Genomic DNA, 17,066 nt, shown 5'->3' on the forward strand with positions numbered 1-17,066 from the left:
TCGTGAGATTCACTTTTCGAGGGGGTGAGAGCGCGGCGAACACGGGTTCGACACGACAAAACCCCCGGAGATCCGGGGGCTTCATTCTGTAGCAGGAGCGGGGCTTGAACCCGCGACCTCACGATTCTCAACCGGTGTATCCCTGTGACTCCCGGTTCTCCTCGTTTATCCCGCCTGATCAGCCCGGAACGCACCCGGACGTTCCCGATTCTTCCCTCTGATTGGCGATACCGCTCGTTGATTCCGATGGGTAGGAGATGGATCGTCGCCCATCGCTTCAAGCCGGTCGCGGACGTCCGGGGCGAGTGTCGTGCGCGGGAGGTAGTGGGCTTTGGTCACCCGGGAGTCGGCATGTCCCAGCAGTCCCGCTGCGAGCTCCGGGTCCTCGACGAGCGCGGCCGCCGTCTTGCGGAACACGTGAGGGTGGACCCACTCGTAGCCCGCGCGCTTCTTGAACGTATCCCAGCCCTTGCGGAAGTTGTTCGGATCTCGGACCTTGCCTCGCGCGGATGGGAACACGAGATCCTCGTGACTGGGGTCGGCTGCGCGCTCGCGCAGCACTCGGACGACGAATCCGGGCAGCGGAATCTCACGGCGTGACGCGGTTCGCTTCGGGTGCGGCTGAATCAGCATGCCGCTCCCTTTCACGAAGATCGCGGTGGTGTGGATCAAGACCGTTGGCAAGTCAGCATCGAGATTCAGATCCGACCACCGCAGCGACATGGCTTCGCCGATACGCGCGCTCGTGCCGAGCATGAAGTCAACGCCGTGAGGGATGTCTCGCGCAATCGCGTCCTCGTCGGCGTACAGGTGCGTGCGCATGAGCTGCACGTCTTCAAGCGTAAGCGCCTCGACGTCTTTCGTCTCAACTCGCACCGGCGCGACGTCACGGATTGGGTTGGCCTCGAGCGCGCCGAGGCGGGTCGCGAGGCCGAGCACCCCAGAGAGGACGGTCTTCGCGTGCTTGGCCGCGGACGGGCCGTGCGACTCGGCTGTGAGCTTGAGAAATCGGTCACAGCGCGCGACTGTCACTTCCCTGAGGGCGAGCATTCCAACGCCGGGGAGAACCATGAGGTCAAGAACCTCGCGGTAGCGCCGCTCAGTGTTGTAGGCCTTCGCCCCCATGATCTCGTCGGCGAACCACTGCTCGGCGACCGCCTTGAGCCGAGTATCACCGGAGATGTCGTCGCCGTGGACCTTCGCTCGCTCGACGAGAGCTTCCTTCAGTGCGTTCTCGGCCTTCGCCCCTGTTGCCCCGGTCCGCTCCACGATTCGCGTTACCCCGTCGTAGTCCCGGAAACGGGCGTACGCCACCCAGTGCTTGGGCCCCACTTCGTTTCGGCGTATGCGCCCCCACGTCCCGATTGGCAGCGGCGGACGGGCCATCATTGCCCCGCTTCATCGGTGCTTGCGGCGAGGAGCGGAATCAGGTTGCCGGTGGCGTCGACCGCAACCACCGTGGGCTCGCCACGGCGCGTCTCGTACGAGTACCCCTCCCCGTGCGCAACACGAGCAAGCGCCTCCTCCAGCAGCTCGGACGTCGAGAAGTCGTTCAGAGCGTATGCACGGGGCGGTGTGGTCGGCAGATCAAGCTCGTCCTCGTCGAGGTAGCCAGCTGCGACCAAGGCCTGCACTGGGCTCAACTCGAACGCGCGTGCGTATGCAACCACCTGGCGAGGTTTCGGATCCACGGCTCCAGCCCTCCATCGGCCGACGGTGGCCGGATCGACACCAATCCGCTCGGCGATGACAGCGTTGTACGCACCTGCGGAGGTTGCGTCGATGTAGTGGCTCCAGGAGGTCTTGTCGGGCATGACGGTCAGCGTAGCGAGCTACTTGCATGCATGCAAGTAGCTTGCACGGCAGTCGTAGGAGAGATTGCAGGAATGCAATCCAACTTGCATCACATCAATCCTCTAACTACCCTGACGTCATGCAATCAACTAGCACATCGTCATCGGAAGTCCGAATCACCATCACCCGCGAGCGTCTCGAAGCCCTCAAGTCCGCGCACGGCATTGCCTCCGATCAAGAGCTTGCAGAGAAGATCGGCGTCAACAAGGCCACGCTCTATCGTGTGCGCGAAGGGAAGACGGCGCCGTCTGCGGAGTTCCTCGCCCGCGTCGCATCCGCCTTCCCCCAGGCGTCTCTCGATCACCTCTTCACACTGGTGCGAGTTGGCTGATGCCGCGCCTACTCACGGTCGAGGACGTCGCCGAAGAACTCGGCGTCTCAGTCAAGACGATCTATCAATGGCGATCGCGTCAGCCGGCGCCTTACGGGCCGCCGGCCATCAAGGTCGGCAAGTACTTGCGATGGCGCCCGGACGCACTTCGCGAGTGGATCGATGCGCAGTCGTCGGAGTCGAATGTGACTCCGATTCGCCGCCGCAGCACACGCTGATGGGATTCAAGTCGTCGGAGTGGGCGTATGGCGACAGCGTCCCGAAGCTCACCGCGCCTGAACGCGCGGTGTTGGTCGCGCTCGCCCACTGCCGCAACGACAAGACCGGCAACTGCTATCCCGGCCAGGACTTACTCGTCAAGATGACGGATCTATCGGAGAAGACTGTGCGACGCGCGATCGCCACACTCGAGGCTCGCCAGCCGCCGCTCATCGCTCGGACGATCCGCTTCAACGGCCGGTACCGCACCAGCGACTCGTACGAGCTGCTGTTCGACAACTACCGGTCAGAGCGACCACCGGTCACAGTGACCACTGGTCAAGATGACCACTGGTCAGAGAGTCCCTCACCACCGGTCACTGTGTCCCCGACCACCGGTCACAGTGACCACCCCATAGAGGAACAGGAAGTGGAACAGGAAGCCGGTAACAGGAAGGTCTCTCTCTCGCCTCTCACTCCTGACCTTGACGCGGAGTTCGATCGGGCGTGGGCACATTGGCCCAAGAAGGAAGACCGGAAGCGGTCACTTCTGAAGTTCAAGAGCGCCGCGAGGCGCCGTGACGTGAGCATCCTCGTCGCCGACATCATCCGGTTCGGCGACGCGTATGCCTCCGCGAGGGATCGGCAGTACACGCCGGGGCTGGCGACTTGGTTGGAGCGCGAACGGTGGACCGACGAGCTGCCGACCCGCCCGATGACGCGCACCGAGCAGAACATGGCCGTCGTCGCCGACCTCGCGGCACGTGAGGCCGAAGAGCAGCAGAGAGGACTCACCGCATGAATAAGTCCGAAGCCGCGAAGCTCCTGACCGTCGCGTCAGGCTTCGACCGCCGCCAGGTGGACGAGCTGACCGCGACCGCCTGGGCGGCCGCCCTCGACGGTCACACGTACGCCGAGTGCGAGCGGGCGATCATCGACCACCACCGCGACCCCGCGACCCGCACGACGTACCTCAGCGTCGGGCACGTTCTGGACCGCGTGGAGGCCGGCGCCCGAACCAGCGCCGTGGACGTCGAGACGGATGTGCGCGCGGCGAAGGCCCGCGGCATCATCCCGGGCGATTGGCCCCGCCGCGAACCACTCAGCCCCGAGGCCGCGTACCAGCTCCAGGCCGCGCGCGAACGCGACCGCCAGGAAGCGATCCGCCTCAGTGCCGGCGAACTCGAAGGACCCCGGCCATGAATGGTGCGCTCGCCCCTACACCTTGCGTCCGAGGCCTCAACCACCGGTGCGACAGTCTCAGCGGTTGGTGCGTACACGGCTGCGGCTATCGCAACGACGCCCCATCAGCGGCGCCGGCAGTCGTTACCGCAGTACTCGATATCACGCGAGCGCTCCGGAGCCCTCATGACGAATGACCCCCACACCATCACCACCGAGAGCGGCGAACTCGGCTCATCCGCCCGCCGGACCGCCGAGACCCGCGTACGCGCGGCGCTCGGACGCCTCCAGGGCTCTGAGCGCAAGATCATCCCCCTCGTGGAGGCAGCACTCACCGCACTTCACCGCGAGTGCGCCATCCGCCGCCTCGAGCTGCGCGCCGCCGAGCACGAGATTGAGAAGCTCCGCGCCACCATCGAACGCCAGAGCACCCGATAGGAACTACCCGAGTGACTTTCCATCCATCGATCAGCGCCGAACAGCGCGAACGCATCATCGAGCTGGCACGCGCCGGCGGCGCCCGCAACAAGATCGCTGCGGAAGTCGGCGTCGGCGTCGGCACCGTCTCCCGCTACGCGAAGGCCGCAGGGCTCAGCTTCGATAGGTCACGCACACGGGCCGCGACAGAGGCCGCCCGCATCGACAACGCCGCGAAGCGTGAAGCCTTGGCGATCGACGTCCTGAGCGAGGTAGCCTCCACCCTCGCGTCGATGAAGCTCTCGGGGCCGCCGACCTCGACCCGCGAGGAAGATCAACGGGCGCGAGCCGTGGCCTCGCTCAGTCGCGCAATGGGAGAAACCTTTCGAGCGTCGCCCATCGGCGATACGACTGTCGACGAGATCCGCGACGCCTTCCGGTCGTTCCGCGGGGCGCTTCACGACTCCGTGCGCCTTCGGAACATCATTCAGGCGTACGAGACGAAGTTCGGCGAGCTGTCCGCCGAGGAGCTGGAAGCCGCAGACCCGTCAGCTGACCGCTACGGGCAAGTCGACCAGGAGTAGCTGGACCGGTCCACCTCGCGCGCGCGAGGAGCAGTCCGACGGATCAGGTGCCGGACCACTCAGTCGCCTGAGTAGTTCAGATCGTCACGGACGGTGCGTCGCAGCGGCACACCCTCAGGCAAGTAGCTCGATAGCAGCTGCACGTCGAGACGCTTCAGCCCCCGCGACAAGAGGTCCAGCGCGCCGAGGTCGTGCACGAGGAAGTCAGTGACAGGGATCTCACCGTGCTCGGCGGCATAGGCATCAAGCGTCCGGCCACCAAGCTCCGCCTTGTCGACCGCGAACAGCGTGAGGCCGTCGGACCCCTTCAGGTGGCGATGGCCGAACTCGATGCCGATGAGCTGGTAACGCTCGAGGTCCAGGCCGACCTCCCACGCCAGCTCGAACAGCGTCACGCCACCGTGGCCGTCAGCGGCCACGGTGCCCGTGAAGTCGCCGTACTGCGTGCCGGCCGGGTAAACCGGCTCGTCGGTCTCAACTGCCATGGAGGCCCCCCATCTCTGTAGCGAACGAGTTCGATCGTACTGGCTGGCTCCGCAGCGACTCAGATCCGGACCGGTCCACTGGCGCGCGGGATCGAGACACGGTGAGGGCCGTCAGAACGGCACATAGGTGGTGTTCTCTTCGCTGTCTCCGTCGAAGCTCCAGACGAGTGTCATGCCCGTTGGCGCTCCGAACGCGCGGGTGAGCGCGGCGTACTGGAACTCTTCGCCCGGCTCGAGCGTGCACGGCAGCGGCTGCATGAGCGTCAGGTAGTTCTCGGTGCCCTCGGGCTTCGTGGGAGCGGCGGAGACGGTGACCCGCCGGCCAGAGGTGTTGGTCACGGCGCGGATCTCTCCGCGCACATGTCGCGGCCCGGTCCATGGCGGCCGGCGGGTCGCTTCCGCGACGAGGGCCTCGTGTGCCTCCGCCGAACGCGCCAGCGCGTCCGCGGCACCCTCCTGCGCGGCCAATGCGCGGTTCGCGGCGTCTTCGGCCTTCCCCCGCTCAGCACGCGCCTCGTTGGCCTTGCCCCATGCGATCGCCGTAGCGACCGCTGTCGCGACCAGGAGAGCGCCGTTGATGATCAGGCTGATGACCTCGAACGCGCTCACTGGATGGCGCCCACGCCTCGCAGATGCGCTGTCACGCGCTCGAGGTCCTCTCCGGTGACCTGGCTGCCGTCAGGGCGCACAGCCGTCTCCAGCGATCTCAGCACGTACCCGCCCTGGTAGAACTCTTGCTCGTCGATTGTCACGATGACCGTCCCGACTCCGGGCACGTCGAATGTCGCCATATCGCCCAGCGTATGGCGACACGCCGACACATCAGCGGGCGATTCTGCCGATGTCGGCGATGCGCGCGATACTGGCAACCAAGAACTCCACACGCCGAGCTCCGCTCGCAGGTTGATCGCCAGGCGCGATCCCCGCGAGTGTGCCGAGACGCCAGGTGCCGATCGAGCAAAGAGACAAGCCACACTCGTGGCCTTTGTCCCTTGCTCGGCGCGCCCAGCGAAAGGACAAGAGCATGGCGGGGAAACGTCGACTCGGCAGTGTTGCAGACGCCGCCGCCGAGCGTGGGGTGTCGGAATCGACAGTGCGCAGCTGGATCCGCTCCGGCAGCATCCAAGCAGAGCGAGTCGGGCAGCGGCGATATGTCGTTGACCTTGACTCAGGTCCGATCGATCCCCGGCGCGAGGCTTTCGCACGAGCCCTCGCGACGATCACGGCCGACGACGTTGCCGTCATGCGCGATCTGGCGGGCCGGCTCGACGAATCGCTCGGCGGAGAACCGACGCTCTTCGCACTCGCCTGGGACGTTCTCGGGACGACATCGCGTCACTCGCACCTGACTGAGAAGGCAGCCTGACCATGGGTCGCGGCGCCGACATGTTCGGCATCGCCGATGCGGCTGTGGCCGACCTGTACGAGTCCACCGCGCACGAGCTGGCCTATGCGCTGGCGTCGGCTTCAGTGCGGATCGGAGAAGCCGAGACGGATCCTGTGCTCGCGAGCACCATCAACGTTCTCCTCGGTGACGGCGAACGTGGTCCGGACCAAGTCGACGTCACGCTCACTCTCGTCATCCGGCACCTCCTGCAGATGCTCCGCAACGTCGCGGCCGGGAGTGCTCACCCCGTGATCGAGAGGCTCCGCACCGACACGGACCTCACCTCCGCCAAGGCAGCGGCCATGATCCTCGACATTGAGCGGGCGCTCCGGGACGGAGTGCTGTCGTGAGCTTCCAGGCTGCCGAACTCGTCGCAACGATCCAGCTGGGCGGGGTCTCGACGGCGGAGCGCGACCTCAACCGGTTCAAGGGCAAGCTCGAGCAGACCGATTCGTCGGCGTCGAAGCTGTCGAAGTCGGCGGACGCCGTGTTCCGCGGCACGGCGACCGCGATCGGTGTCGCGTCGGTGGCGGCGGCCGCGTTCGTGACGAACCTGTTCAACACCGGTGTCGCGTACAACCAGCTGCAGCAGACCTCTCGCGCCGCACTCCGCACCCTCCTGGGCGGCGCGGAGGCCGCGAACGCCCAGATGGACAAGCTCGACGCGTTCGCGAAGACGTCACCGTTCTCGAAGTCCGTCTTCATCTCCGCACAGCAGCAGCTCATCGGGTTCGGGTTCGAGGCTCAGAAGGTCATCCCGATCCTCAACTCGGTGCAGAACGCCGTGGCGGCGGTCGGTGGCTCGAACCAACAGATCAGCGAAATCGTCTCGATCCTCGCCAAGATCCGGTCCTCCGGGAAGCTCACCGCCGAGGACCTCAACATGCTCGGCGAGCGAGGCCTCGACGCCGCGACGCTCCTCGGACAGGGATTCGGGAAGAGCGCCGGCGAAATCCGCGAATCCATCACCAAGGGCACCCTCGACGCCGCGCAGGCCGTCGACGTGCTCGTGGCCCAGATGGACGCAAAGTTCGCGGGCGCCGCCGCGAACGTCAAGGAGACGTACGCGGGCACCGTCGACCGGATCAAGGCCGCGTCGCGCGACATCGGCGCCGCTCTCGCCGAACCGTTCGTGTCCAAGAACGGTGGCGGTCTGTTCGTCACCTGGGGCAACCAGGTCGCCGACATCATGCGCGCCGTGGAGTCCCACACGACACCCGTCGTGAACATCCTCACCGCTCGGGCGGCGCCCGCATTCGCCGACATCACTCGGACGCTTGACCGCGCCCGCGTGCAGGTGAAGTCGTGGGACTCGTCCCGCCTCGAGGATGGCCTGGACGCGATCGCCAGCCACGGCCCGGCCATCGCCGCGACCGCGGGCGCCGTGCTCGGCGTGAACTCCCAGCTCCTCGCGAGCATCCCGATCGTGGGCCGCTTCGCGCCGGCGTTCTCCCCGCTCGCCGGGGCGATCGGTGCCGCCGCGCTGGCGTCGCCGGAACTGCGTGCCGAGCTGGGCGCCCTGCTGGGCACGCTGAAGCCTCTGCTGCCGGTGACGGTCGACATCGCGACCGTGTTCTCGGGCGTGCTGAACGCCGCTCTGCCCATCGTCGCGGACGGCATCCAGGCGGTCGTCGCTGTCGCGGAGCCATTCGTCGACGTGCTCGAAGCGATCCCCGCGCCCGTGCTCGCCACGACCATCGCAGCCGTGGGGATGTTCACGGCCATGCGGTCCGGCGCGCCCGCAATCCAGGGTCTCGTCGACGGCATTAAGCGGATCGCGGAGCAGGCTGCCGTGCAGGCGGCCCTCGCCGGCATGGAGGGCAACACCTCCAAGCTGGCGGGCACGTTCGGTGTTGCCGGCAAGGCTGCGACCGGGCTCGGGAACTCGCTGAAAGCCGCATTCGTCGCAAATCCCGTCGGCTTGATCATCCTGGGTGTCTCGACGGCCGCGGCCATCCTCACCGCGACGCTGTCGGCGCAAGCGGAGGAAGCCGCGGCGGTCAAGGACCGCGTCCAGGGCTACCGCGACACGCTCGACCAGACGACCGGCGCACTCCTGCGCGCCACCCGCGCCCAGGTGGAGAAGAACCTCGCCGACAAGGACGGCAACGAGTGGGCCGCGGCGCTGGGCATCTCCAACACCGAGGCTGCGGCCGCCATCCTCAAGGGCGGCGACGCGTACGACAAGCTCATCCAGAAGCTGCGGCACATGAAGACCGCGATGCACGAGGCGTCCGAAGAGTCGTCGGTGCTCGGCGGGATGGGGTCCGCGCGTGAGGACGCGGTCGACGATCTCATCGAGTCGTACGAGTCCGAGCGGGCTGCGATCGCCAAGGCCCAAGACGAGCTGCGCGCATACAACGAGGAGCAGCGCCGCGCGACCGCCGCGATGAGCGACCTGCAGCGTTCCAACGACCGCATGAACGAGGCTCTGACCATCGCCCGCGATGTCACGAAGGACGCCACGGAGCGGCTGAGGGCGCTCAAGGGCGCGCTCGACGAACTCAACGGTGGAACGAAATCGCAGGCCGACTTCACCCGCGATCTCAACGAGCAGACGAACCAGCTCCGGGAGTCGTTCGCGCAGGTCGACGACGCCGGCAACCGACTCGCCCCGACCCTAGTCAGTGCGGCCGGCGCGATCGACACCACAACGGCAGCCGGCATCGCGCTCTACGATGGCGTCTCGCGCCTGAACGACGCCATGCTCGACGAGATCCTCGCCGCCGACGCAGCGGCCAAGAAGAACGGCGAGCACGGCGTCTCGATGGACGACGCCCGCGAGATCGCCGCGAAGTATCAGGATCGGCTTCGCGGTCTGGGCGACGAGGCTGGTCTCTCTGACGAGCAGATGTCAGGGCTCATCGAGACGATGCTCGCGACGCCCGAAGTGGTTGCTTACGCGGTAGATGACTCGGGCACGATCGATGCGCAGAAGCTGCGCCTGATCGATCTCGCCTCCCAGATCCTCGCTACCCCGGACAAGCAGTTTGAGGTCAGCAGCGACGACTTCCCTGGCCTCATGGAAGCGCTGCGTGTGCTCGGCGTGGACATCACGACGCTCCCTGACGGCACCGTGAAGGTGAAGAAGGATGACGGCACGTTCACATCCGTCGCGGATGCGCTCGCGGGGCTGACGAGGTCTCGCACGGTCACCGTGTTCTCCCAGTGGGCTGGCAGCGGACCGCCAGTCGGCACCGGAACCGTGCTGAAGCCGGACCGGGCGTTCGGTGGCCCGGTGCAGGGGCCGGGCACGAACACGTCGGACTCGATCCCCGCGAACTTGTCCAACGACGAGCATGTGTGGACGGCCGCGGAGACGCGCGGTGCCGGTGGTCACGGCAAGGTCGCGTACATCCGTTCGCTCGCCCGTCAGGGGCGCCTCGGGGAGATCATTCCCGGGTTCCGTGACGGCGGTCCTGTGATCCGCGCCGACCGACTGCCGCAGACCATGCTCAGCCTCGCCCCCGCCCGGACATCCACTGCGGCCGATGTGGCGCCAGCGGTCGGCCCGGCGACGGCGGTTGCGCGCGCTGCCGCTGTCGCCCCCCGCCCAATGGATCTATCGGACGCGTCGGTGGAGGCGCTCGCACACAAGTTCGCCCGCGAGGTCGCGGCCATCGTCCGAGGCGATCAACGCCGGGGAGGCAGGACCGATGGCTGACCGACCCCCGCCGACGACACCAGCGAAAGGACGATCACATGACTGAGCCAGGACCGCGCGATCGAACAGCTCCGCGCGGAGTACAGAGAGGGAAAAGGGCTATGACCGAAGCACTGGACCGAGTGGCGGAGCTCGAGCGGGCGGCGATCGCCGGCGAGGAGGTATCGGCCAGCGAGCTTGCCGCGGCCCGTGAAGAGGCGCGGATCGCAGAGCTTGCCGCGCGCGGCCGGCGCGAGCGGGATGCCGCCGACGGCGCCCGCCGACAGCAGGAGGCGGTGGCGCAGGCGAAGCGCGATGTTGCTGCGATGCTCGGCGGCGGGGTCACGGACGTGCTGTTGCCGCAGTACGACGCGGCCGTGCGAGCGCTCGCCGATCTCATGGCGGCGGCCGAAGCGTGGAACGAGAAGCTGCAGTCCGCGGCACAGCAGTTCGATCAGGCCGGCATCCCGTCGCGCAGCGTGTTCCACGCAGCCCCTGAGGACCTCGACAAGCGGAACTACGTCTACTGGGACGGCGGCTATCAGGTTCAGTCGCTCACCGTCGACGGCAACGGCCACGTGCCCGCACAGCCGGCGCAGTGGGTGCTCGCGGCCATCCGCGAGACCGCGCGGCAGACTGGCGGCCTCTCGATGAACTACCACCCGAACATCGAGAACCAGCTGCGCGGCGACGACCCCTCCCAGCTCCGGGACCGCACGTGAGCGCGGCACAGTCCGAGTACCTCGCCCCGCAGCTCGATCCCAGCCCACCGAGGCCCGAGCTGCCGTCCTCCGACCCGCGCGAAGAGCTGGCGCGAGCCGAGAGGGATTACGGCGCGCTCCTGGACCTCTACGAGCGCCGCAACCCGGCCTCTGGGCCACGGAGCCGCTGGGCCGTCTCTGCCGAGCGGTACGCGCTCGCCAGGGCCCGCCTGGACGCCGCCCGCCGAGCCGTGGATCACCTCGGCAGGGTCTGACCATGTCCGGAGCGGATGAGCGCGCTGCGGCGTCCTACGGGGCGCTCAACGCGGCTCTCGCCGACACCACCCCGCCATGTAGCGGCGACCCGAGATTCATCCTGGAGCCTCACGAGATCGCCCCGGCGGAACTCATGCACCTGCGCGGCTCGATCTGTTTCCCATGCCCGCTCCGGTCACTCTGCGCCGCGTACGCGGAAGAGGCGTGGCCGCCCGCCGGCATCTGGGCCGGACGGATGTACCGAATCGGTTCGCGCCGGCCAGTAGCACCCGCGCCCACCGACGAATGACCGTGGATAACGCCTCGGACACAAGATCGGACAGCGGTCTGGACAAAAACGGTATGAGTTAGTAGATTCGCGCGCATGCCCACCACATCCACGCGCGCCTTCGAAACGTCCCACCCGTGGATCACGTTCACGTTCGAGACGCGAGCGTTGAGCGAGATCGTCTGGGCCCACCTCGGTGAGTCCTACTCCAAGTGTCAGCACCTGATCGGCGCGCCCCTGCAGCCCCGTGTCGCTTGGGATCTCGCCCGCGTGTACATGCGGCGCGGCGCGCTGGCGTCTGCCGCCATCGAGGGCAACACGTTGAGCGAAGACGAAGTCAACGACATCCTCGACAACGACCATCGGCTGCCGGAGTCCCAGCAGTACCTCGAGCAAGAGGTTCGCAACGTTCTCGCTGCGCTGCGCAGCGTCCGCAACGAGGTGTGGGAACTCGATGGCTCCTTCCGACTCACCCCGGACTGGATCCTCGGCAAGCACGCGCAGCTGATGACCGATCTCGACGTCGCCGACCACGTAAACCCCGGAGCGTACCGAGACGTTCCAATCGTTGTCGGTCCGTACCGCGGCGTGCCCGCCGAGGACGTCCCTTATCTGATGGAGGAACTCTGCAAGTGGATCAACAGCATCCTCGATGACGCCGGGTCCAAGCGCCACCGGACACCAGATCAGGCGTTCTTCCTCGTCTTCTTCGCCGCGACCCTCGCGCACTTGTACCTCGCGTGGATCCACCCCTTCGGTGACGGCAACGGACGAACGGCGCGTCTCATCGAGTGCGCGATCCTTGCACATTGCGGACTCGTGCCATGGGTCAGCACCAACCTCCTGTCCGACTACTACAACCGCACCCGCACGAAGTACTACGAGCGACTTGACGCGGCATCGCGGCAGGGCGACGTCGCCGGATTCATCGCATACAGCGCACTCGGCTATCGCGACCAGTTGCGCGAACAGATCAAGACCGTCCAGGCGCATCAGCGAATGGTGGCGTGGATCAACTACGTCCATGAGGCGTTCCAGCACGAGCCATCAACGGACACGGCCCGTCGTCGCCGTTCGGTCGTGCTGGCGATGCCTGACGGCAAGCAGCTGACGCGTAAGCAGATCCGCTACCTGACGCCCGCAATCTCAGAGATGTACGACGGCACCTCAGACCGGTTGTTCCGCCGCGACATGTCGAAGCTGATCGAGCTGCAGCTGATCGAAGAGACCACCCCGGGTCGATACGAGTCCAGCATCTGGCGGATGGATGCGTTCACCCCACGACCGGAGTTCGGCGCCTTCGCGCCCGTCTTGGAGCGACTGCCTGGCGACGAGTGAGACTGTGTCCGATGGTGCTGTGTCCGTGGCGGTCGCTACGCTCCGGCCATGGGGAATCAGATCGATCTCGTGGGGCCAATCATCGCCGCCATCATGGCGCTACCTGGCGTGCTGATCGAGGCGTACGCCGCCAATCCGGGCCCGTGGAACCAGGTCGGCTTGATGATGCTCGGACTCGTGTTGCTGGGGTGGCTGGCATCACGAGTCCCGCGACGTCGAGGGCGCCCGCGCTAGGACTGGATTAGGGTCTTCGAGACCCACGGCCACGTCGTCGTTCCAAGCAAGCTCAGGGCCTCGCTACGCGGCGGATAGGTCTCGGTTCGCCCAACAGCGGTCAGGTGCCGGGCGCTCTCGCTCAGCATCTCGGTGACCACAATGCACGCCTCGCACGCGGGTAGGTCCCGTGACGCCGCGTTGCCGGCGGAGGCCTCGTCAGCGGAAGCGACGACACGGCGCACGGCGAGCTCGCACAGGCTGCGTTGACTCGGAAGCCAGATGTGGCGGAGGTCTGGCACGGTGGGCGTGGTGACGTGCGCGACAGCCAGCTGAGGCGCGTGAGCCGGTTGAGGCATTGCCATGGCATGCATGCTACGGGTACGAACCGCGTCAGAGTGGGTCCGGGACGATGCCGCCGACGAGTTGCCAGTGCTGCACAAGGTCGTCACTCACGGGTGCCGCCAGCTCGTCAGCGGCCTCCTCATCGGCTTCCTCGATGGACGCTTCAAGCGATTCAGCGACGCCTCGATCAATCTCCCTGCTGCGCTCGTTGTGCCCCGGGCCCAGATGCTCGAGGTACTCCTCGACCATCTTGACTTGCGGAAGCTCGCGGTACTTGGCTGTCCGAATCGCGTTGTCGGCCGCAAGCGCCCGCAGCTCGGCGGGGCGTTGCATCGGTACGACGTGGCGGGCATCGACAACGATGCCGCCGGTCGCGGCCAGCCCATACCGCAGCGCGACGCGCACGTCGTCCGCGTTGGCCGGGCGGCTCGCTGCCTCCCACCAGTCGGCTGGGCCGAGATCCTTGCCGTGAGCGCGCGCTAGATCCAGGAGCGTCTGGTTGACGTCACCGGTCCAGGAGAGCTGGCCGGACGGCTTCACGAAGTAGAGCAAGCGCGTTCCTCACGGAGCAGGGTGAACAGGGACTCAACAACGCATCGTAAGGCTCAGCCGGCACCGCCTCAGTCCGTACACGCGGTTCTCACGCGACATGATGTTGGGATGACGACAAGGGAACAGGCTCTCCGAGAGCTGGGGCGGGTAGTGGCTCAGACGCACGCGATCACGTCCAAGCTCACCCCGCTCGAAGCCGCGCAGCGCGCCTGGCATCCGGGCGGCCCATCCGTCGAAGTACTCGCCGAACGGATCGCGCAGAACAGGGCGGCACGACGTGGACGCTGACGACCACCTCGCGTACGCGCGACGGTACCTCGCCGAGGGTGCGGTAGCTGACCTCGCAACGGGTAGCAGGCGGTCGAAGGCGCTGCACGCGGCGGCGGCCATGCTCAACTACATCAGAGCGAATCTCTTCACTCGGTGTCGTCGAGTGTGATGACCATGTCACTCCCACGGTCGGGATGATAGGACCACTCGATGGTGATCCCGTCCCAGGACTCTGTCTGCCGGCCGTCCATCGACGTCGTCTGACCGATGTGCGAATCGACACTTGCCGGGACATCGAGCGCAGCGAGAATGCACGCCTGCTGTTCGTAGGTCGCACCACCGAGGTCGTCCTCACCCTTGACGTCGATGACGAGTGTGCGGTCCTCGTCTCCCAGTTCCATGCCGGTGCTGCCGCAGTCGTCGACGGCGTCGGCAAGGCGCATATCCACGGCTGCCTCGGCGGCAGTGGCAGCCGCGGCTTGGTTCACACCTGTCACCACTGCCCCCACCCCGAGCGTTCCCAGCACGCCGACGACTAGCCCCCCGAGCCCCGCAAGCGCGATCCACAGCGGAGCCTTCGAACTCGCCTGCGGTGTCGCAGTCTCAATCGGCGCGGGCGTATCGGTGAGCGGTTCATTCCCCATGACCCGGAGCCTATCGCCTGGCATGCAGGCGGTCTGCCCGCGCTGGGTGCTCATGATCCTGAGCCCGCGCTTGGTGACGACTCACCGAGCTGAAAGCGATGGGTAACCGATGGGAGCCGGTCTCCGAAGAGGCCGACTCCCTAGTGTTTTGTAGCAGGAGCGGGGCTTGAACCCGCGACCTCACGATTATGAGTCGTGCGCTCTCACCAACTGAGCTACCCTGCCATACGCATCCAACGGTCACGAAATGGATGCCGCGAGCCCCGAGTCAGGATTGAACTGACGACCCCTTCCTTACCATGGAAGTGCTCTGCCACTGAGCTATCGGGGCGTGCTGCCCGCCAACAGGCAACTAGAAGAGAATACCAGAGCCGCGGCATCCTTCCGAACCAGTCAACCCACCGTGTGGGTCCCGTCGGTGTACTCCTGGAGCCACGGCCACGGGTCGATGGCGGTGGTGCCGTTCTTGAGGATCTCGAAGTGCGTGTGGGCGCCGTACGAGCGGCCCGTGTTGCCGGTGCGGCCGATGACCGTGCCCACGGTGACGCGCTGGCCGGCGCTGACCTGCAGGGACCCGTACTGCATGTGCGCGTAATGGCTCGAGACCATCTGCCCGTCGACGATGTGGTCGATGATGACGTGCACGCCGTATGCGCCACCGGCCTCGGAGGCGACGCGTACAGTGCCGTCGGCGATCGCCTGCACCGGTGCGCCGTTGCCGGGCGTGAAGTCGATGCCCTCGTGCATGCGTCCGGAGCGCATGCCGAACCCGTACGACATGGTCACGCCGACCGCGAAGGGCCACTGGATGTTCGAGTTCGGGTTGTTGTGGAACAGGTTCGAGAAGTTGCGGATGCCCGCCTCCGACGCCAGCTGGGCCGTCGTCGTCGTCGAGTAGTTCTCGGTGCGCTGGAGGGTGTCGCTCTGCGCGTCCCCCGGCGCCACGTAGGCCTGGATCTCGGCCTCGTCGATCACGGGAGCGGAGTCGTCGCCTGCTGCGAGCACCGAGAGCGCGGCATCCGTCCCGTTGACGGCGGCGACCGCTTCCGCCGGAGTCGTCATGCCGACGGCCATGAGGCCGACGATGCCGAAGACGCCCACCGAGAACGACGCGGTGGCGACGCGCTTGAAGGCGGAGCCACGACGGGCCTGCGGGCGGCGGAGCGCTGTGTGCGGCGCAGTCTCACCCTCCGCTTCGGGCGCGGGCTGCTGGACGGGGGTCTCGCCGGTGAAGGCGAACAGGCGGGATGCGGCTTCGAACTCGTCGATTCCGGATGCTGCGGGCTCGGGGATGGGCCCGGTCAGAGGCTCGATCCGCTCCGTGCGGGGGCGCGACGCGCGCGCCTCGACAGGCCGCGAGGCCCCGGAGGCGGTAGAGCCCGCGGTCGCCGTCGGCTGCGCGGTGGTGGCGGTCTGCGACGGTGTTGCGGCCCGGGGCGCGGACGTCGTCTGCGGCGTGACCTGCTCCGGGGTGGACGCCGGTGACTCCACGGGCGCTGCGGTCGGCTGGGGCGCGGCGGCCTCGACGGTGGATGCGGTCGTCGCGACCGTCTCGGCGGCCTCAGCGGCGAGGAGCCTCGCGAACGTGTCGGCCATCCATGTGGAGGCGCCCTCGGCCGGCGACGCACTCGCGGCGGCAGGGACGGCGGTGGCGGAGGCCGGCGACTCGGCGCTGGCGACAGGCTCGAGGAGCTCGAACGGCTCGGCGGAAGCGAGCACGGTCTCGAGCAGTGGGGCCGGCTCTACGCGGGTCGGCAGCTCGGCTTCGAAGGCCGCGGCCGGACGCTCCGGCCGGGCCGGAGCGGCGGGGGCGATCGGCGGCACGACCGCGACGGGCAGCTCACCTGTCTGCGTGCGGCGGGAGCGGCGGCTCACCTGGTCGACACCGGGTGCGGCCGAAGACACGGCGGTCGCCGAGGAACGGGCGCGGGCTCGGAGCGCGGCGGCCTCGACGACCGGGCCGGTCCCGGCCGGGAACTCGACCGACGACGGGGCGGGGGCCACCGGCGCGACGGGCGCCGTCGCCGGCGCGGGGGCCTGAGCCGGAGCTGCCGGAGCGGCCGCCGGGGGTGCCGGAGCTTCAGGGGCCGAAGTCAGGTACGTCGTCGCCTCGGGCTTCGCCGCGGGGGTGGCGGCAGCATCCGCCCGAATCGAAGCGACCGGACGACCCCACACGACCGCGGGACGCTCGGGAGCGGTGCTCGCGGCCTGCCGCCGTGCGGTCGCACGGCCTGCCCCGGGAGCCTCCGGCGTCGCCTGGGCAGGCGCTGCGGAGGGTCGGCTGGAGCGGCGCGTTGGCGCAGATCCGGCCTGGGGGGCGTCGAAAGGCAAAGCGGAAGCGGGCTCTCAGGTCGTGCCGCGAGGGGGGTGTTCGCGAC

At 67.5% G+C, this 17,066-nt stretch carries 22 protein-coding genes and 3 tRNA genes; 14 read left to right on the forward strand and 11 right to left on the reverse strand.

Translation table 11 applies throughout. The features are described 5' to 3' along the window. Positions 1-89: 89 nt before the first annotated feature. The 3 genes from MRBLWH3_RS18005 to MRBLWH3_RS18015 form a co-directional block, all read right to left on the reverse strand. Positions 90-175 (reverse strand) — tRNA-OTHER (locus MRBLWH3_RS18005). Continuing rightward, positions 166-1,314, reverse strand: a complete 1,149-nt coding sequence (locus MRBLWH3_RS18010; RefSeq protein WP_363434984.1) for a tyrosine-type recombinase/integrase — start codon at positions 1,312-1,314, stop codon at positions 166-168. Before MRBLWH3_RS18010 ends, MRBLWH3_RS18005 begins: the two co-directional genes overlap by 10 nt. Before the next feature lie 71 nt (positions 1,315-1,385). Further along, positions 1,386-1,814 carry a helix-turn-helix domain-containing protein gene (locus MRBLWH3_RS18015; RefSeq protein ID WP_363434987.1) on the reverse strand — a complete coding sequence of 143 codons (429 nt, stop codon included), beginning with the start codon at positions 1,812-1,814 and terminating at the stop codon, positions 1,386-1,388. Positions 1,815-1,933: 119 nt separating this feature from the next. On the opposite strand from MRBLWH3_RS18015, the gene MRBLWH3_RS18020 reads away from it, so the two are divergent. The 6 genes from MRBLWH3_RS18020 to MRBLWH3_RS18045 all read left to right on the forward strand — a co-directional run bounded on the left by MRBLWH3_RS18020 (position 1,934) and on the right by MRBLWH3_RS18045 (position 4,566). After that, positions 1,934-2,185, forward strand: coding sequence for a helix-turn-helix domain-containing protein (locus tag MRBLWH3_RS18020; RefSeq protein ID WP_363434990.1), 252 nt, complete (start codon positions 1,934-1,936; stop codon positions 2,183-2,185). Then, positions 2,185-2,403, forward strand: a complete 219-nt coding sequence (locus MRBLWH3_RS18025) for a helix-turn-helix transcriptional regulator (protein WP_363434992.1) — start codon at positions 2,185-2,187, stop codon at positions 2,401-2,403. The genes MRBLWH3_RS18020 and MRBLWH3_RS18025 overlap by 1 nt, the downstream gene beginning before the upstream one ends. Beyond that, the gene (locus tag MRBLWH3_RS18030) at positions 2,403-3,185 is read left to right on the forward strand and encodes a helix-turn-helix domain-containing protein (protein WP_363434995.1); all 783 of its coding nucleotides are present in this window, start codon (positions 2,403-2,405) and stop codon (positions 3,183-3,185) included. Before MRBLWH3_RS18025 ends, MRBLWH3_RS18030 begins: the two co-directional genes overlap by 1 nt. Further along, on the forward strand, positions 3,182-3,586 hold the full coding sequence (locus tag MRBLWH3_RS18035; protein WP_363434998.1) for a hypothetical protein: 405 nt from the start codon (positions 3,182-3,184) through the stop codon (positions 3,584-3,586). Before MRBLWH3_RS18030 ends, MRBLWH3_RS18035 begins: the two co-directional genes overlap by 4 nt. A gap of 165 nt (positions 3,587-3,751) precedes the next feature. Next, positions 3,752-4,003, forward strand: a complete 252-nt coding sequence (locus MRBLWH3_RS18040) for a hypothetical protein (protein ID WP_363435001.1) — start codon at positions 3,752-3,754, stop codon at positions 4,001-4,003. An 11-nt stretch (positions 4,004-4,014) separates the two neighbouring features. Beyond that, entirely contained in the window at positions 4,015-4,566 is a 552-nt protein-coding gene (locus tag MRBLWH3_RS18045; protein WP_363435004.1) for a hypothetical protein, read from the forward strand. 59 nt (positions 4,567-4,625) lie between these two features. Here the strand turns inward: MRBLWH3_RS18045 and MRBLWH3_RS18050 are convergent, their stop codons facing one another. From MRBLWH3_RS18050 to MRBLWH3_RS18060, 3 genes are all read right to left on the reverse strand, one after another. After that, on the reverse strand, positions 4,626-5,051 hold the full coding sequence (locus MRBLWH3_RS18050) for a hypothetical protein (protein WP_363435007.1): 426 nt from the start codon (positions 5,049-5,051) through the stop codon (positions 4,626-4,628). Positions 5,052-5,162: 111 nt separating this feature from the next. Beyond that, positions 5,163-5,660, reverse strand: a complete 498-nt coding sequence (locus MRBLWH3_RS18055; protein WP_363435009.1) for a hypothetical protein — start codon at positions 5,658-5,660, stop codon at positions 5,163-5,165. After that, positions 5,657-5,842, reverse strand: a complete 186-nt coding sequence (locus MRBLWH3_RS18060) for a hypothetical protein (RefSeq protein WP_363435012.1) — start codon at positions 5,840-5,842, stop codon at positions 5,657-5,659. The genes MRBLWH3_RS18055 and MRBLWH3_RS18060 overlap by 4 nt, the downstream gene beginning before the upstream one ends. A gap of 155 nt (positions 5,843-5,997) precedes the next feature. On the opposite strand from MRBLWH3_RS18060, the gene MRBLWH3_RS18065 reads away from it, so the two are divergent. The 7 genes from MRBLWH3_RS18065 (at position 5,998) to MRBLWH3_RS18095 (ending at position 12,898) form a co-directional block, all read left to right on the forward strand. Beyond that, the gene (locus MRBLWH3_RS18065; protein WP_363435015.1) at positions 5,998-6,417 is read left to right on the forward strand and encodes a helix-turn-helix domain-containing protein; all 420 of its coding nucleotides are present in this window, start codon (positions 5,998-6,000) and stop codon (positions 6,415-6,417) included. 2 nt (positions 6,418-6,419) lie between these two features. Then, positions 6,420-6,788 carry a hypothetical protein gene (locus MRBLWH3_RS18070; protein ID WP_363435018.1) on the forward strand — a complete coding sequence of 123 codons (369 nt, stop codon included), beginning with the start codon at positions 6,420-6,422 and terminating at the stop codon, positions 6,786-6,788. Continuing rightward, positions 6,785-10,102 (forward strand): tape measure protein, encoded by a 3,318-nt coding sequence (locus MRBLWH3_RS18075; RefSeq protein WP_363435021.1) that lies wholly within the window; start codon positions 6,785-6,787, stop codon positions 10,100-10,102. Before MRBLWH3_RS18070 ends, MRBLWH3_RS18075 begins: the two co-directional genes overlap by 4 nt. A 101-nt stretch (positions 10,103-10,203) precedes the next feature. Beyond that, positions 10,204-10,803, forward strand: coding sequence for a hypothetical protein (locus MRBLWH3_RS18080; protein WP_363435024.1), 600 nt, complete (start codon positions 10,204-10,206; stop codon positions 10,801-10,803). Next, the gene (locus tag MRBLWH3_RS18085) at positions 10,800-11,057 is read left to right on the forward strand and encodes a hypothetical protein (protein WP_363435027.1); all 258 of its coding nucleotides are present in this window, start codon (positions 10,800-10,802) and stop codon (positions 11,055-11,057) included. The genes MRBLWH3_RS18080 and MRBLWH3_RS18085 overlap by 4 nt, the downstream gene beginning before the upstream one ends. Before the next feature lie 365 nt (positions 11,058-11,422). Further along, positions 11,423-12,664, forward strand: coding sequence for a Fic family protein (locus tag MRBLWH3_RS18090; RefSeq protein ID WP_363435029.1), 1,242 nt, complete (start codon positions 11,423-11,425; stop codon positions 12,662-12,664). A 48-nt stretch (positions 12,665-12,712) separates the two neighbouring features. Then, on the forward strand, positions 12,713-12,898 hold the full coding sequence (locus MRBLWH3_RS18095; RefSeq protein WP_363435032.1) for a hypothetical protein: 186 nt from the start codon (positions 12,713-12,715) through the stop codon (positions 12,896-12,898). Between the two features lie 372 nt (positions 12,899-13,270). Here the strand turns inward: MRBLWH3_RS18095 and MRBLWH3_RS18100 are convergent, their stop codons facing one another. Then, a complete protein-coding gene (locus MRBLWH3_RS18100) occupies positions 13,271-13,774 on the reverse strand; it encodes a hypothetical protein (RefSeq protein ID WP_363435034.1) in 504 nt (167 codons plus the stop codon). A gap of 108 nt (positions 13,775-13,882) precedes the next feature. Between MRBLWH3_RS18100 and MRBLWH3_RS18105 the strand changes: the two genes are divergently transcribed. Continuing rightward, the gene (locus tag MRBLWH3_RS18105) at positions 13,883-14,062 is read left to right on the forward strand and encodes a hypothetical protein (protein WP_363435039.1); all 180 of its coding nucleotides are present in this window, start codon (positions 13,883-13,885) and stop codon (positions 14,060-14,062) included. A gap of 128 nt (positions 14,063-14,190) precedes the next feature. On the opposite strand, the gene MRBLWH3_RS18110 is transcribed toward MRBLWH3_RS18105, so the two are convergent. From MRBLWH3_RS18110 to MRBLWH3_RS18125, 4 genes are all read right to left on the reverse strand, one after another. Continuing rightward, the gene (locus tag MRBLWH3_RS18110) at positions 14,191-14,742 is read right to left on the reverse strand and encodes a hypothetical protein (protein WP_363435042.1); all 552 of its coding nucleotides are present in this window, start codon (positions 14,740-14,742) and stop codon (positions 14,191-14,193) included. Positions 14,743-14,839: 97 nt separating this feature from the next. Then, positions 14,840-14,913: transfer RNA gene (locus tag MRBLWH3_RS18115), tRNA-Met, on the reverse strand. Between the two features lie 34 nt (positions 14,914-14,947). Then, a tRNA-Thr gene (locus MRBLWH3_RS18120) sits at positions 14,948-15,019 on the reverse strand. A 62-nt stretch (positions 15,020-15,081) separates the two neighbouring features. Continuing rightward, the gene (locus MRBLWH3_RS18125) at positions 15,082-16,863 is read right to left on the reverse strand and encodes a M23 family metallopeptidase (protein ID WP_363435044.1); all 1,782 of its coding nucleotides are present in this window, start codon (positions 16,861-16,863) and stop codon (positions 15,082-15,084) included. Positions 16,864-17,066: the final 203 nt, after the last annotated feature.

The organism is Microbacterium sp. LWH3-1.2 (genome assembly GCF_040675855.1).
GTDB lineage: Bacteria > Actinomycetota > Actinomycetes > Actinomycetales > Microbacteriaceae > Microbacterium.